Below are 14,125 nucleotides of genomic sequence, written 5' to 3' on the forward strand. Positions count from 1 at the left end.
CGCCAGATCGTCATCTACAGTGAACTTGCGCGGGCTTACTTAAAACGTCACGGAGAACCACACTATGAGCGCTGATGGTGCTTTCAGTCGAAGCCGTCTGCTGCCGAGCCTGCTCGGTATCGTGCTTCTACTAATGGGCCTGGCCTTGCTGGCCGGGGGGATCAAGCTGAGCATGCTCGGCGGCTCGCTGTATTACCTGCTGGCCGGTATCGGCCTGATGCTGACCGGTGGGCTGCTGCTTGCCGACCGTTATGCGGCGCTGAGCCTGTACGCGGTGGTGCTGTTCGCCAGTACGGTCTGGGCACTGTGGGAAGTCGGCCTGGACTGGTGGCAACTGGTGCCACGTCTGGCGCTGCTCTTTGCCCTCGGTATCGTCATGCTGCTGCCATGGTTCCGTCGCCCGTTGCGTACCGGCGAGTTCAACCCGGTCGGCACCGGCGTGCTGAGCGCTGCCGTGGTCATCGCCGGTATCGCTGCGCTGGCCAGCCTGTTCACCAACCCCGGTGAAATCAAAGGCGAACTGGATCGTGACGCCGTGCCTGGCATGAGCAACACCGCCCCGGCCATGCCCGATGGCGACTGGAACTCCTACGGCCGCAGCGCCCATGGCGATCGCTACTCGCCACTGGCACAGATCACGCCGCAGAACGTCAACAAACTGGTTCCCGCCTGGACCTACCGCACCGGCGACCTGCCTGGCCCGAACGACCCGGGCGAAACCACCGCCGAAAACACCCCGCTCAAAGCCAACGGCATGCTCTATGTCTGCACGCCGCACAGCCAGGTGATCGCGCTGGACCCGGACACCGGCAAGGAACTCTGGCGTTTCGATCCGAAGCTCTCCACGCAAAACGCGGCGAACTTCAAGGGTTGGGCGCACATGACCTGCCGTGGCGTGACCTATCACGATGACGCCGCCTACGCGTCCGAGCAGAGCCCTACCGGCACTGCCAACGCGCCTGTCGCCAGCGTCTGCCCGCGCAGGATCTTCCTGCCGACCGCCGACACCCGCCTGATCGCCCTGAACGCCGACACCGGCAAAATGTGCGAAGACTTCGGCAACGGTGGCCAGGTTGACCTGACGACCAACATCGGTGAATTCACCGCCGGCGGTTATTACTCCACCTCTCCACCGGCGGTCACCAAAGACCTGGTGGTGATTGGCGGCCACGTGACCGACAACGTTTCCATCGACGAGCCAAGCGGCGTGATCCGCGCGTTCGACGTGCACACCGGCAAACTGGTATGGAACTGGGACAGCGGCAACCCGGACGACACCACGCCGATTGCCGAAGGCAAGGTCTACACCCGCAACTCGCCGAACATGTGGTCCATCTTCAGCGTCGACGAAAAACTCGGCATGATCTACCTGCCGATGGGCAACCAGACCCCGGATCAGTTCGGTGGCGCACGCACCCCTGAATCGGAACTGCACGCCGCCGGCCTGACCGCGCTGGACATCGCCACCGGCAAGGTGCGCTGGCACTTCCAGTTCACCCACCATGACCTGTGGGACATGGACGTCGGTGGCCAGCCAACCCTGATGGACCTGAAAACCGCAGACGGTGTGAAACCGGCAGTGCTCGCGTCCACCAAGCAAGGCAGCATCTACGTGCTGGACCGCAGCAATGGTCAGCCGATCGTGCCGATCAAGGAAATCCCGGTGCCGCAAGGCGCAGTGGAAGGCGACTACACTTCGCCGACCCAACCGATGTCCGACCTGAACTTCGTGCCGCCGACCCTCAAGGAACGCGACATGTGGGGCGTGACCCCGTTCGATCAGATGCTGTGCCGGATCGACTTCAAATCCCTGCGCTACGACGGCATGTTCACTCCGCCGTCGCTGCAAGGCTCGATCGTTTATCCCGGTAACTTCGGCGTGTTCGACTGGGGCGGCATCTCGGTTGACCCGGTGCGTCAGATTGCTTTCGTGAATCCGAGCTACATGGCGTTCAAATCGAAACTGATCCCGGCCGCCGAAATCGCCAAACAAGGCCCTCGCGTCAGCGAAACCGAAGGCGTGCAGCCCAACAAAGGCGCGCCTTACGGGGTAATCCTCGAAGCCCTGTTGTCGCCAATGGGCTTGCCGTGCCAGGCACCGGCATGGGGTTACGTGGCGGCGGTCGATTTGACCACCAACAAAACCATCTGGATGCACAAGAACGGCACCGTGCGCGACAGCTCGCCGGTTCCAATTCCTCTGAGCATGGGTGTACCGAGCCTGGGCGGGACCTTCACCACTGCCAGTGGCGTGGCCTTCCTGAGCGGCACCCTCGACCAGTACCTGCGCGCCTACGACGTGAAAAACGGCAAGCAACTGTGGGAAGGCCGCCTGCCAGCAGGCGCGCAAACCACACCGATGACCTACACCGGCAAAGACGGCAAGCAATACGTGCTCGTTGTTGCGGGCGGTCACGGATCGCTGGGCACCAAACAGGGTGACTATGTGATTGCGTACAAACTGTCGGAATAAGCGGTAGCGGCAGTTAAAGCAAAGGCGACGCCTGTGAGGGGGTCGCCTTTTTTTGTGGGCGCTGCAATCCCAACACCCCCAAAATCCCTGTAGGAGCGAACTGTGGCGAGGGGGCTTGCCCCCGTTGGGCTACGAAGTAGCCCCAAAACCGCTGATGAACCAAAGATCTGGTGAGTGCTACGCACTCAAACGGGGGCAAGCCCCCTCGCCACAGTTCGCTCCTACAGCTGATTGTGGTAGTCAGAGATATCCGCGCATGTCCTACAGACGTGGTGATTTTTTGAGAGCTTTCCGACAGGTTTTGACAGTTGTCGCTCGGAAGTGGCATGGATAGGCTTTGGGGGTCGCTGCAAATCAGCGACCGGGCGTCGCGGCCTGAATTAGCTTACTTGGTGCATAATCACCGGCCCCAATCGACGTTCCTGTCGTTTGGTCTCATGGTGGCTGTGCGCGGGATACCTTCGGGTATGCCGAGTTTCCAAGTAGCTCGGTCCGCGAACCTGCGTACAGCTGCCACCCCCCATCGCGTCGCGGCGATCAGTGGCAGCTCCATTACTTACTTGGAGCTTCATCATGTTCAAAGAAACACCGAATCCCCCAGAAACCGACAACGTTTCGCCCTACGAATCCAACGATTCAAAAAAACTCCACGACGCCGCTAACCGCGCGCTCGATCACTACCTCAACCCCTCTGCCCTCAAAGCCCCCGTGACCCGCAAGCCGAGCACGATGTACATGGTTGCGCCGGATATCAAAGACGAAGACCTGTTGGCCCACACCTGTGAATCGTTGGCCCAGGCCAGTGTGATGGCGAGTGATATTGCGGGCTATCTGGAAGGGCCGCACCGGCACACGATGATGGCGATTCAACAGATCGTCATGCTGGCAGAACTGGCGGTGAACCGGATGCTGGATAACGTTGCCATACCAAAACCTGCGCCACACAGCTAATCCCCCTGTAGGAGCGAGGCTTGCCCGCGAAGACGGCCTGATATTCAACATTGATGTCGCCTGACACGCCGCCATCGCGAGCAGGCTCGCTCCCACAATTGAATCGTGTATATCTGCAAGGAATTGGTCGGCTGTCAGGCCGTCTTCGCGGGCAAGCCTCGCTCCTACAAGTGGGTCGGCGTATGTCTGCGAGAGATTGGGCGGCTGTCAGGCCACCTTCGCGAGCAAGCCCGCTCCCACAGTGGAGCGGCGTACACCCGCCCCTCACCACTCAACAGGCCGAGCGTTAGCTCGCCTGCAGCTTTTGATCTTGATCCACCCGCCCCTTCGGGAGGCCTCGTTCCGGTGTTCATCTGGGGATTGGCGCGCAGCGCCGTTCGACGCAGTCGAACCCATCGCATGTAGGTCGTAGCGAAGCAGACCGTAGGGCGATGCCCCCAGATGGATACCAGAACGAAGGAACGCCGAGCCTCAGCGAGGGGCCGGACGCTTGGGGCGAGACCTTTTGGGTACTTTTGGGGCGTTTGCCAAAAGTGCCTCGCCGTAAGGGCGAAACCATAAGCCGCCGTTACCGCAGCAACGGATATGTACACAACCCAACCAAAGCATGGTCGGCCCAAAGGCCGCCAAGTCCAAACACCTGTCAAACCCCTGAACACACAAGCTGAAATATCCAGGCCCATTGAAACCACCCCCCACCTGCCCCATCTAAGACCCATACCCTATTGCGCAGGTGCCCCATGACCGACCAGCAAGAATTCCCCGAAGACACGAGCGAATACACCGAAACAGACAACGTCGAACACCACTCCACCGGCAAAGGCCTCGCCCTGCCTGGTCAGAACCTGCCGGACAAGGTCTACATCATCCCGATCCACAACCGGCCTTTCTTCCCGGCGCAAGTATTGCCGGTGATCGTCAACGAAGAGCCGTGGGCCGAAACCCTCGAACTGGTCAGCCAATCCGACCACCATTCCCTGGCCCTGTTCTTCATGGACACTCCCCAGGAAGACCCGCGCCACTTCGACACCAAAGCCCTGCCGGAATACGGCACCCTGGTCAAAGTCCACCACGCCAGTCGCGAAAACGGCAAACTGCAATTCGTCGCCCAAGGTCTGAGCCGGGTGCGCATCAAAGCTTGGCTCAAACACCATCGCCCACCGTACCTGGTGGAAGTCGAATACCCGCACCAGCCCACTGAGCCGACTGATGAGGTCAAGGCCTACGGCATGGCGCTGATCAACGCGATCAAGGAACTGCTGCCGCTCAACCCCCTGTACAGCGAAGAGCTGAAGAACTACCTCAACCGCTTCAGCCCCAACGACCCGTCACCGCTGACCGACTTCGCCGCCGCCCTGACCTCGGCCACTGGCAGCGAGCTGCAAGAAGTGCTCGACTGCGTGCCGATGCTCAAGCGCATGGAAAAAGTCCTGCCGATGCTGCGCAAGGAAGTCGAAGTCGCGCGCCTGCAGAAAGAAATCTCCGCCGAAGTGAACCGCAAGATCGGCGAGCACCAGCGCGAGTTCTTTCTCAAGGAACAACTCAAGGTCATCCAGCAAGAGCTGGGGCTGACCAAGGATGATCGCAGCGCCGACATCGAGCAGTTCGAGCAACGTCTGACGGGCAAGGTGTTGCCGCCTCAGGCGCAGAAACGCATTGAAGAGGAAATGAACAAGCTGTCGGTCCTCGAGACCGGTTCACCGGAATACGCGGTGACCCGCAACTACCTCGACTGGGCGACCTCAGTGCCGTGGGGCGTGTACGGCGAGGACAAACTCGACCTCAAACACGCGCGCAAGGTGTTGGACAAACACCACGCCGGCCTTGATGACATCAAGGACCGCATCCTCGAATTTCTCGCGGTCGGTGCCTATAAAGGCGAGATCAGCGGCTCTATCGTGTTGCTGGTGGGCCCGCCGGGCGTGGGCAAGACCAGCGTCGGCAAGTCCATCGCCGAAACCCTGGGCCGGCCGTTCTATCGCTTCAGCGTCGGCGGCATGCGCGACGAAGCCGAGATCAAGGGCCACCGCCGCACCTACATCGGCGCGCAACCGGGCAAACTCGTCCACGCGTTGAAAGACGTCGAAGTGATGAACCCGGTGATCATGCTCGACGAGATCGACAAAATGGGCCAGAGCTACCAGGGCGACCCCGCCTCGGCGCTGCTGGAAACCCTCGACCCGGAACAGAACGTTGAATTCCTCGACCACTACCTGGATTTGCGCCTGGACCTGTCGAAAGTGCTGTTCGTCTGCACCGCCAACACCCTGGATTCGATTCCCGGCCCGTTGCTGGACCGGATGGAAGTGATTCGTCTGTCGGGTTACATCACCGAAGAGAAAGTCGCGATCGCCAAGCGTCACCTATGGCCGAAACAGCTTGAGAAAGCGGGTGTGTCCAAGGGTAGCCTGAGCATCAGCGACAACGCGTTGAAAGCCTTGATCGATGGCTACGCCCGTGAAGCCGGGGTGCGGCAGCTGGAAAAAAACCTCGGCAAACTGGTACGCAAAGCCGTAATGAAGCTGCTCGACGAACCGAAAGCGGTGATCAAGCTCGGGCCGAAAGACCTGGAAGCTTCACTCGGCCGCCCGGTGTTCCGCAACGAACAAGTGCTGTCCGGCATCGGCGTCATCACCGGGCTGGCCTGGACCAGCATGGGCGGCGCCACCCTGCCGATCGAAGCCACGCGCATTCACACCCTCAACCGTGGCTTCAAACTCACCGGGCAACTGGGGGAAGTGATGAAAGAGTCGGCAGAAATTGCCTACAGCTACGTCAGCTCCCATCTGAAGCAATTTGGCGGTGATCCGACGTTCTTCGACGAAGCCTTCGTTCACCTCCACGTACCGGAAGGCGCCACGCCGAAAGACGGCCCGAGCGCCGGTGTGACCATGGCCAGCGCCCTGCTGTCCCTGGCCCGCAACCAGCCACCGAAAAAAGGCGTGGCCATGACCGGCGAACTGACGCTGACCGGGCATGTGCTGCCGATTGGCGGGGTGCGCGAGAAGGTGATTGCAGCGCGGCGGCAGAAGATTTTCGAGTTGATCCTGCCCGAGCCTAATCGTGGAAGCTTTGAAGAACTGCCGGATTATCTGAAGGAAGGGATTACCGTGCACTTTGCCAAGCGCTTTGCGGATGTGGCGAAGATATTGTTCTGATAGTTATGTAGTGCCTGTGCGATTGCTTTCGCGGGCAAGCCTCGCTCCTACAGTGTTTTGCGTCGTTCACAAAAAATGCGAACAACGCACAACCCCCGTAGGAGCGAGGCTTGCCCGCGAAGGCGTCAGCCCTGACACCCCCATTCTCGGATTGTCACACTTTGTCTCATCTTCAGTTATGCTCGCCGTTCGTCGTGAATGCCGGAGCCGCTGACTAATGTCCCCCACCCGCCTGTTTATCCCGCTCGCCCTTGCCCTGCTGAGCGCTTGCGCCACGCAACCGAAACACAACGTAACCGTGGAAAAACAAAGCGAATGCCCGGTGCAACTGAACAACGGGCAAAACCTGATCCTGACCCTGCCCAGCAACCCGACTACGGGTTACCGCTGGACGATCCAGGATTCGGCCGGTGGCGTGTTGCGTGCGCTCAGCCCCGAGGTTTACAGCAACCCGGAAGACGCCGGGATCGTCGGCAGCGCGGGAGTTTCGACTTGGCGCTTCCAGGCCTTTGCCGCCGGCACGGGTCGCTTGCGACTGACTTACTCACAACCATGGGCACCCGAAGTACCGGCGGTGAAAACCTTCGACTGCGCCATCGCGGTTAACTGATCGTGGGTTGGCTGATTCTGGCGCTGATGGGCGCGGTGACCTTTCTGTACGGCCTGAGCGTGCATGCCGCGCTGCTGTGCTTGCTGGTCAAACCGTTGCCGGTGCTGGCCCTGCTCGGCTGGTTGCACGACGCGCCGCCCAGTGACTATCGGCGCTGGATCAGCCTGGGTTTGATTTTCTCCCTGATCGGCGACGTGTTGCTGGCATGGCCGGGGGATTTGTTCGTGTTTGGCCTTGGGGCGTTTTTGGTCGCGCATCTGGCGTATCTGAAGGCTTATTTGAGCGATTGCCGGCGTCTGGCGCTGTTGCCGTTGATCCTCGCGTTGAGCGTCGGCGCGGTACTGCTGGGGATTCTGATTTCCAATGGCTTGGGTCCGTTACTGGTCCCGGTAATCGTTTATGGCCTGGCCATCAGCGCGATGCTCTGGCGCGCCCTGGCCCGACTCGGCACCGACGTGCCCAAACGCTCGGCGCTGCTGGCGGCAGCGGGCGCGCTGGCGTTTGTGTTTTCTGACAGCGTGATTGGCATTAACCGTTTCGTATCACCATTTGCCGCCGCGCCATACGTGATCATTCTCAGCTATTGGCTGGGGCAGTGGGGTATCGCCGCATCAGCGTTTACCAGTAAAACAAATAACAATTAAACGAAAACCATTACAGAGAATCGCTTGCTTATTTCAAAAAGTGATAAAAACCTGTCAGATCTGACAGTAGTCGAGTTCTTTCCATCTACTTAATATTTAAGTGGCTTCACCCCACCACGAATATTATCCAAGGAAGAACATCATGAGTTTTTTTAAAAGCCAAAATGCTATTGCTGGTGTAGAACCCATTATTACCGTCAGCGCGAAAACTGTGGCCACAGTTTCCAATCGCGTAGATCTCGAGACCCAAATCGTTGAATTTGAGGCCGATCCGAGCAGCAGTTTGATCGCCTTGGTTAGTCGGGCTAATACTCAAGACTATTCGCACAGAAGTAAAAAAGGGCTAGTGCTTGTATTTGATAAAAACATAACGTCCGGCACCTATTCAGTCGCGGACGCCAACTTCCCTTTTGAAGCATACTACTTTGAAACGGGAACCATCCCGGGCTTCACTACATCTTTCGAATATAAACCCCAAAGTGGATCCTTTACCGTAGAGGCAATCGAAAATACCGGAGAAAAACTGCATTATCAGATCGGATTTGAGTTTAAAGGCGTAAACGAGAGAAATAAAGAACTCAAGATTTCCGGAAAATCTACTTATATCGTATTGATGGAGCCACGCTAAACCATCAATGGCCAAACCTCGTTTTCGGGGTTTGGCCATTCACTTACCAGTCAGCGCCTCATTTCTTTGCTCTGCTCCCTGACTTTCGCAAAATAGAACTCCCGCCACGCCTTCCCCACGCTTTATCAGACAACCCGCGCATCCCCCCGTCAATTTGGCTAAAATGCCAGCCTTTTCCACCCATGCCGCTGGAACCGCCGTGAGCAAAGAATCCGATCGTCTTTTCGCCCAGCCTTTGGCCCAGGTGCCTGACTTCGCCTTTAACGAGGACGTGGTGCGGGTGTTCCCGGACATGATCAAGCGCTCGGTGCCGGGTTATCCGACCATCGTGGAAAACCTCGGCGTGCTTGCCGCGCAGTTCGCCCAGCCCAACAGCGTGCTCTACGACCTGGGCTCGTCGTTGGGCGCAGTAACCCAGGCCCTGCGCCGTCACGTGCGCACCGACGGCTGCCGCGTCATCGCTGTGGATAACTCCGCAGCCATGGTCGAGCGTTGCCGTGAGTACCTCAACGGCCAGGACTCGATGTTCCAGGAGTTGCTGCCGGTGGAAGTGATCGAGGGCGATATCCTTGCCCTGGAATTCCAGCCAGCTTCGGTGGTGGCGCTGAACTTCACCCTGCAATTCATTGCCCCGGACCAGCGCACCGCGCTGCTCTCACGCATTCACCAATCGTTGTTGCCCGGTGGCGCGCTGATTCTCTCGGAGAAGCTGCGCTTCAACGACCCCGAAGAACACGCGCTGCTCACCGACCTGCATGTAGCCTTCAAACGCGCCAACGGCTACAGCGAACTGGAAATCGCCCAGAAGCGCAGCGCCATCGAAAACGTCATGAAGCCCGACAGCCTCGAAGAACACCGCGAACGCCTGCTGGCCGCCGGGTTCTCGAAAGTCGTGCCATGGTTCCAGTGTCTTAACTTTGCCTCGTTGATTGCCTTGCCATGATTGATCTGTCCCCCCTCGCCCGCCGCCTGGCCGGTACTCCGCTGGCCGAATGGGCCAACACTCTGCAAGCACAACTCGACAAGAAAATGGAAAAAGGTCACGGCGACCTGGAACGTTGGCAGAGCGCGCTGGACGCGCTGCCGAAGATTCAGCCGAGCGAAGTCGATTTGTTGAACGGCCTGAAACTGGACACCGATTGCGACGTTGAGACCCGCGCACAAATGCGCACCGCACTGATGGGTTTATCGCCCTGGCGCAAAGGCCCGTTCGACTTGTTCGGCGTGCATGTCGACACCGAATGGCGCTCGGACTGGAAATGGTCGCGAGTCGCGCCACATCTGGATTTGAAAGGCAAACGCATCCTCGATGTCGGTTGCGGCAACGGTTATTACATGTGGCGCATGCTCGGCGCCGGGGCCGACAGCGTGATTGGTGTTGACCCGAACTGGCTGTTCTTCTGCCAGTTCCAGGCCGTGCGGCGTTACCTGTCAGAGCCCAATGCCTGGCACTTGCCGTTTCCCTTTGAGGATCTCCCTCCCAACCTGGAAGGCTTCGACACCGTGTTTTCCATGGGCGTGTTCTACCACCGCCGCTCGCCGATCGAGCATTTGCTGGCGCTGAAGGATTGCCTGGTCAAGGGCGGTGAACTGGTGCTGGAAACGCTGGTGATCGAAGGCGATCAACAGCAGGTGCTGGTGCCGGAAGACCGTTATGCGCAGATGCGTAACGTGTGGTTCCTGCCATCGGTGCCGGCACTGGAACTGTGGCTGCGCCGCGCAGGCTTCAGCGATGTGCGTTGCGTGGATGTGAGCGTGACCACGGTCGAGGAACAACGCGGGACGGAGTGGATGAAGTATCAGTCGTTGAGCGATTTCCTTGATCCGCAGGATCACAGCAAAACCATCGAAGGGCTACCGGCGCCGATGCGCGCCGTCATCGTCGCCCGCAAGTAAAACACCGATCTCCCTCACCATGGAGATCAAAATGTGGGAGCGGGCTTGCTCGCGAATACGGACTAACATTCAACACAGATGTTGACTGACCCACCGCATTCGCGAGCAAGCCCGCTCCCACACTGGATTGGTGTTTTAGTCTGCTGGCTTGGCTCTTCTGGCCTTGAAAAAATCGCTCAACACCGCGCCACACTCCTCCGCCAACACCCCGCCCTCATACAACACCCGGTGATTCAAAAAGCCCTGGGTAAAAAACTGCCCCTGGCTCTGTACAATCCCGGCCTTGGGTTCCAGCGCGCCATACACCACTCGCGCAATCCGCGAGTGCACGATCAGCCCGGCGCACATGCTGCACGGCTCCAGGGTCACGTAGAGCGTACTGCCCGGCAGGCGATAGTTGCTGGCGGCCTGGGCCGCGGCGCGAATCGCGACCATCTCGGCGTGGGCGCTGGGGTCGTTGCCGCTGATCGGGCAATTGAAACCGCGCCCGATGATTTCACCGTCCTGCACCAGCACCGCGCCCACCGGCACTTCACCCAGCGCCGCGCCTTGAGCGGCCAGGGCCAGGGCTTCGCGCATGAAATCACGATCACGGCTGCGGTCGATAATCGCTGCGGGGCGAATCTGACGCATCACGCCACCTCGATGGCGGCCATCAGGCCGGTTTCCATGTGGTCGACCACATGGCAATGGAACATCCAGACCCCAGGGTTATCCGCCACCAACGCCACTTGCGCACGCTCGTTCTTGCCCAACAGGTAGGTGTCGGTGAAGTACGGGATGACCTTGTGCCGGTTCGAGGCAATGACCTTGAAGCTCATGCCATGCAGGTGGATCGGATGTTGATACTGAGTCATGTTCTTCAATTCAAAAATATAGCTTTTGCCCTTTTCGAGCTTGGCAATCGGTCGATCGGCACAGGTCTTGTCGGTGATGTCCCAAGCCTTGCCGTTGATCTGCCACAGGCTGGGCGGCTTGCCATTGTCGACGTTGACCGACACCGAGCCCACCCATTCAAAATTGAAGTTGAGTTTCTCGGCATTGGCCAGGTCCGGCTCGGCCACCGGGTTGGCGGGCAGCGCCGGCGGCCACGCAGTCGGCGCGTCGGTATTGGCCACTGAGCGAAAGGTGCCCAGGCGTACCGGGCCGTTGCGCAGGGACAATTCTTCACCGGCCGGCGGTGCCTTGATCGCCAGGCAAATGCGCATGCCAGGCCCCAGCCAGTATTCCTTGCCCAATGGGCGTGGTTCGATGGGATTGCCATCCAGCGCATAGATCTGCGCTTCGACGCCGGGGATGTTGAGGCGGTACGTCAGCGTATTGTCGAGGTTGAGCAACCGTACGCGAGTGATCTGCCCGGCAGGCAAGTCGATCACCGCTTGCGAGACGCCATTGATGGTCGACAAGCCCCCCGCCGTGCCGCCACGGGCCGCTTCGCGAGGAATGCTGAACGCGACGAAAGCGCCCTCTTCATCGACGTGCCAGCTCTTGAGGCTCAAGGTCTTTTCGTATTTGAAACCGGTGGGCTCGCGCTCTTCAATGATCAGCGGGCCGACCAATCCGCGACCGAGTTCTTCGCTGCTGTTCACGTGCGGGTGATACCAGTAGCTACCGGCGTCGGGCACGCGGAATTTGTAGTCGAAGTACTCGCCCGGCAGCACCGGCAATTGCGAGACGTACGGCACGCCGTCCATTTCCAGCGGCAGGCGGATGCCGTGCCAGTGGATGGTGGTGGCGACTGGCAAATGGTTGATGAAGCGCACCCGCAACCATTCGCCCTGACGAACACGCAACTCGGTGCCCGGCGCCGACGGGCCAAACGCCCAGGCCGGGGTCTTGTGCCCGGCCACCAGTTCGACGTCCAGTGGTGCGGCGATCAGCTCGTAGTCATGGCCGGCGTCTGCATCGGCCATTTTGCCCAGCCAGTAACGCGACGCGCCACCAGCCCCCACGCCAACCACCACAAGACCGGCCAGACCACCGAGTATTTGTCGACGGGTAAAGGACATGAACTCAACTACCTCACGTATCAGCCACAGGCGCGGAGCCTGCAAAAGGCGAATACGATACACCTGCGGTTGAGAAACAGTAAGGGCAGCGCGGCGGATGGTCACAGCCGGTGGTGAACCCTTTAAAAGATCGCAGCCTTCGGCAGCTCACATTTGATCGGCGTACACCCTGTAGGAGCTGCCGAAGGCTGCGATCTTCTGGGGCTCGCGCGATGTGCCTGATGCAATGCGATTACAGAATTTAGGGCCGCTTCGCTGAACGTGACTTAGTCGCCGCCAATCAGCGAATCGCCCTACATCCATTTCCACCTTTCCCGACTTCTTTCCTGCTCGATCCCCCGCAAAGTCCCCGCGCCTTATTTTCTGCGCCAGGTAAGGCCTGTTATCTCTGAGGCAGATAGATTTTATGACCGCTTCGCGCTCAATCGCGGGCAAGCCTCGCTCCTACAGGATTAAAGTCGTTCTCATATTTAGCGGTCTGCCTCGATTCCGTAGGAGCGAGGCTTGCCCGCGAAGGCAGTCTTACAGGACGGTGAAATTTCTGGGCAAGGTCATCGGAAGTTTCCTTCAACTCGTAGCGGTTTCCATGAACTGGTGTGAAATGCGTTCCATCGATAGTCTCTGGTGGTCACTGAAAATTCAGTGGCAGGGTGTAGGAACCCTTCAAGACTAGAGAGGACGCTTTGGCGTCGACACCTGAATTGCGGCCATCAACATGTGTCCGTAAGATCAGTTGCGGCGGCTGTGCGCGGGCACGCTTCGGTGTGGTCGAGTTCTCTGGTCTCGATATTCCTACCCCGCGTATAGCTGCCACCCAAGCCTGTAGGAAGGCCGATGGTAGCTCCACTTCTACCAGAGGTTTAAAAATGAAAAGTCTTCACCCCGATCCACCCTACGAAAACCCAATTCCCCACCCCGACAACCGCTTCATGGCACTCACCGGCAACTGCACCGACATGCCGACCCTATTCGTCGATACCCACGCGCCGCTCGATGTTTTGTATGACGCTGCCGGCTATCGAATTCGTGCCGTCACTCAGGTGCTTGAGAACATGTCGATGCGCGGTTCAGTCGAGTGCGAATCCTTCATTCTCAGCGACTTTGCCTTGCTTTGCGCCATTCCGTTGCGCGATGGCTGTGATGTGCTGGATGTGATTGGGCGGCGGTTGCGGGCTCGGCCTTCGGAGTAGCGTCGCGCGGCTTTTTGTGGCGAGGGGGCTTGCCCCCGTTGGGTTGCGCAGCAGCCCCAAAACCAGCAATCCGGTTTTGTCAGACATACCGCGGTGTTTGGTTTGGCGACTGCTGCGCAGTCGAACGGGGGCGAGCCCCCTCGCCACAAGGGCAAGATCAAAAGATCGCAGCCTTCGGCAGCTCCTACGGGGGCTGCGTCGGAAGAGGGGCCGCGTTGCGACCCAGCGGGGCGATGCGGCGGTCCGACAAGCCCCCTCACCACAAAGGTCCGGTTATGGCTGCAGACCGGCGATCAGATGAACCACTCCATCCTCCAGCATCATCACCCCCGGCACCCCTGCCACCGTCAAAGCCTGCCGGTCCATCCGCGCCACATCCCGCAATTCCACCCGCACACGGGTCAGCGCCACTGGCTGTTGCGATTTGAGATTATCCATTCCGCCAAGCGCGGCGACGATATTCGCGGCCAAACCGCCAACCGGCTGAGCCTCCACTTTCGGCTCATCCACTACCAGGTCCGGCGTCAACGCTTTCCAGAACGCCCGCTGCATTTTCTCGAACATGC

12 protein-coding genes are annotated in these 14,125 nt (G+C 59.4%); 9 read left to right on the plus strand and 3 right to left on the minus strand.

Features of this window, described 5'->3' with window-relative positions:
- Positions 1-64: 64 nt before the first annotated feature.
- The 8 genes from ACIPLA_RS12265 to cmoB all read left to right on the plus strand — a co-directional run bounded on the left by ACIPLA_RS12265 (position 65) and on the right by cmoB (position 10,360).
- Positions 65-2,473 (plus strand): glucose/quinate/shikimate family membrane-bound PQQ-dependent dehydrogenase, encoded by a 2,409-nt coding sequence (locus ACIPLA_RS12265; protein ID WP_218398978.1) that lies wholly within the window; start codon positions 65-67, stop codon positions 2,471-2,473.
- A 573-nt stretch (positions 2,474-3,046) separates the two neighbouring features.
- Positions 3,047-3,424 carry a DUF6124 family protein gene (locus tag ACIPLA_RS12270; protein WP_401173268.1) on the plus strand — a complete coding sequence of 126 codons (378 nt, stop codon included), beginning with the start codon at positions 3,047-3,049 and terminating at the stop codon, positions 3,422-3,424.
- Positions 3,425-4,164: 740 nt separating this feature from the next.
- Positions 4,165-6,582 carry an endopeptidase La gene (gene lon / locus ACIPLA_RS12275; RefSeq protein WP_401173269.1) on the plus strand — a complete coding sequence of 806 codons (2,418 nt, stop codon included), beginning with the start codon at positions 4,165-4,167 and terminating at the stop codon, positions 6,580-6,582.
- Between the two features lie 217 nt (positions 6,583-6,799).
- On the plus strand, positions 6,800-7,192 hold the full coding sequence (locus tag ACIPLA_RS12280) for a protease inhibitor I42 family protein (RefSeq protein ID WP_401173270.1): 393 nt from the start codon (positions 6,800-6,802) through the stop codon (positions 7,190-7,192).
- Between the two features lie 2 nt (positions 7,193-7,194).
- A complete protein-coding gene (locus tag ACIPLA_RS12285) occupies positions 7,195-7,836 on the plus strand; it encodes a lysoplasmalogenase (RefSeq protein WP_401173271.1) in 642 nt (213 codons plus the stop codon).
- 142 nt (positions 7,837-7,978) lie between these two features.
- The gene (locus ACIPLA_RS12290; RefSeq protein ID WP_401173272.1) at positions 7,979-8,464 is read left to right on the plus strand and encodes a hypothetical protein; all 486 of its coding nucleotides are present in this window, start codon (positions 7,979-7,981) and stop codon (positions 8,462-8,464) included.
- Between the two features lie 163 nt (positions 8,465-8,627).
- On the plus strand, positions 8,628-9,407 hold the full coding sequence (cmoA, locus tag ACIPLA_RS12295) for a carboxy-S-adenosyl-L-methionine synthase CmoA (RefSeq protein ID WP_401173273.1): 780 nt from the start codon (positions 8,628-8,630) through the stop codon (positions 9,405-9,407).
- The gene (gene cmoB / locus ACIPLA_RS12300) at positions 9,404-10,360 is read left to right on the plus strand and encodes a tRNA 5-methoxyuridine(34)/uridine 5-oxyacetic acid(34) synthase CmoB (protein ID WP_401173274.1); all 957 of its coding nucleotides are present in this window, start codon (positions 9,404-9,406) and stop codon (positions 10,358-10,360) included. The genes cmoA and cmoB overlap by 4 nt, the downstream gene beginning before the upstream one ends.
- Positions 10,361-10,495: 135 nt before the next feature.
- Here the strand turns inward: cmoB and tadA are convergent, their stop codons facing one another.
- On the minus strand, positions 10,496-10,993 hold the full coding sequence (gene tadA, locus ACIPLA_RS12305; RefSeq protein ID WP_192345563.1) for a tRNA adenosine(34) deaminase TadA: 498 nt from the start codon (positions 10,991-10,993) through the stop codon (positions 10,496-10,498).
- Positions 10,993-12,369 carry a multicopper oxidase family protein gene (locus ACIPLA_RS12310; RefSeq protein ID WP_401173275.1) on the minus strand — a complete coding sequence of 459 codons (1,377 nt, stop codon included), beginning with the start codon at positions 12,367-12,369 and terminating at the stop codon, positions 10,993-10,995. The genes tadA and ACIPLA_RS12310 overlap by 1 nt, the downstream gene beginning before the upstream one ends.
- An 866-nt stretch (positions 12,370-13,235) precedes the next feature.
- Between ACIPLA_RS12310 and ACIPLA_RS12315 the strand changes: the two genes are divergently transcribed.
- Positions 13,236-13,559: a hypothetical protein gene (locus ACIPLA_RS12315; RefSeq protein WP_218398970.1), complete on the plus strand. Its 324-nt coding sequence runs from the start codon at positions 13,236-13,238 to the stop codon at positions 13,557-13,559.
- 273 nt (positions 13,560-13,832) lie between these two features.
- On the opposite strand, the gene ACIPLA_RS12320 is transcribed toward ACIPLA_RS12315, so the two are convergent.
- Positions 13,833-14,123, minus strand: coding sequence for a PTS transporter subunit EIIB (locus ACIPLA_RS12320; RefSeq protein ID WP_218398969.1), 291 nt, complete (start codon positions 14,121-14,123; stop codon positions 13,833-13,835).
- Between the last annotated feature and the right edge of the window lie 2 nt (positions 14,124-14,125).

Source organism: Pseudomonas sp. NPDC086112 (assembly GCF_044746425.1).
GTDB lineage: Bacteria > Pseudomonadota > Gammaproteobacteria > Pseudomonadales > Pseudomonadaceae > Aquipseudomonas.

Bases quoted from the DNA above. Each gene is read 5' to 3' on its own strand.
- ACIPLA_RS12280 (WP_401173270.1), top strand. From the start codon at position 6,800: ATGTCCCCCACCCGCCTGTTTATCCCGCTCGCCCTTGCCCTGCTGAGC.
- ACIPLA_RS12315 (WP_218398970.1), top strand. From the start codon at position 13,236: ATGAAAAGTCTTCACCCCGATCCACCCTACGAAAACCCAATTCCCCAC.
- ACIPLA_RS12265 (WP_218398978.1), top strand. From the start codon at position 65: ATGAGCGCTGATGGTGCTTTCAGTCGAAGCCGTCTGCTGCCGAGCCTG.
- cmoB (WP_401173274.1), top strand. From the start codon at position 9,404: ATGATTGATCTGTCCCCCCTCGCCCGCCGCCTGGCCGGTACTCCGCTG.
- ACIPLA_RS12270 (WP_401173268.1), top strand. From the start codon at position 3,047: ATGTTCAAAGAAACACCGAATCCCCCAGAAACCGACAACGTTTCGCCC.
- ACIPLA_RS12320 (WP_218398969.1), bottom strand. From the start codon at position 14,123: ATGTTCGAGAAAATGCAGCGGGCGTTCTGGAAAGCGTTGACGCCGGAC.
- ACIPLA_RS12290 (WP_401173272.1), top strand. From the start codon at position 7,979: ATGAGTTTTTTTAAAAGCCAAAATGCTATTGCTGGTGTAGAACCCATT.
- ACIPLA_RS12310 (WP_401173275.1), bottom strand. From the start codon at position 12,369: ATGTCCTTTACCCGTCGACAAATACTCGGTGGTCTGGCCGGTCTTGTG.
- lon (WP_401173269.1), top strand. From the start codon at position 4,165: ATGACCGACCAGCAAGAATTCCCCGAAGACACGAGCGAATACACCGAA.
- tadA (WP_192345563.1), bottom strand. From the start codon at position 10,993: ATGCGTCAGATTCGCCCCGCAGCGATTATCGACCGCAGCCGTGATCGT.
- cmoA (WP_401173273.1), top strand. From the start codon at position 8,628: ATGCCAGCCTTTTCCACCCATGCCGCTGGAACCGCCGTGAGCAAAGAA.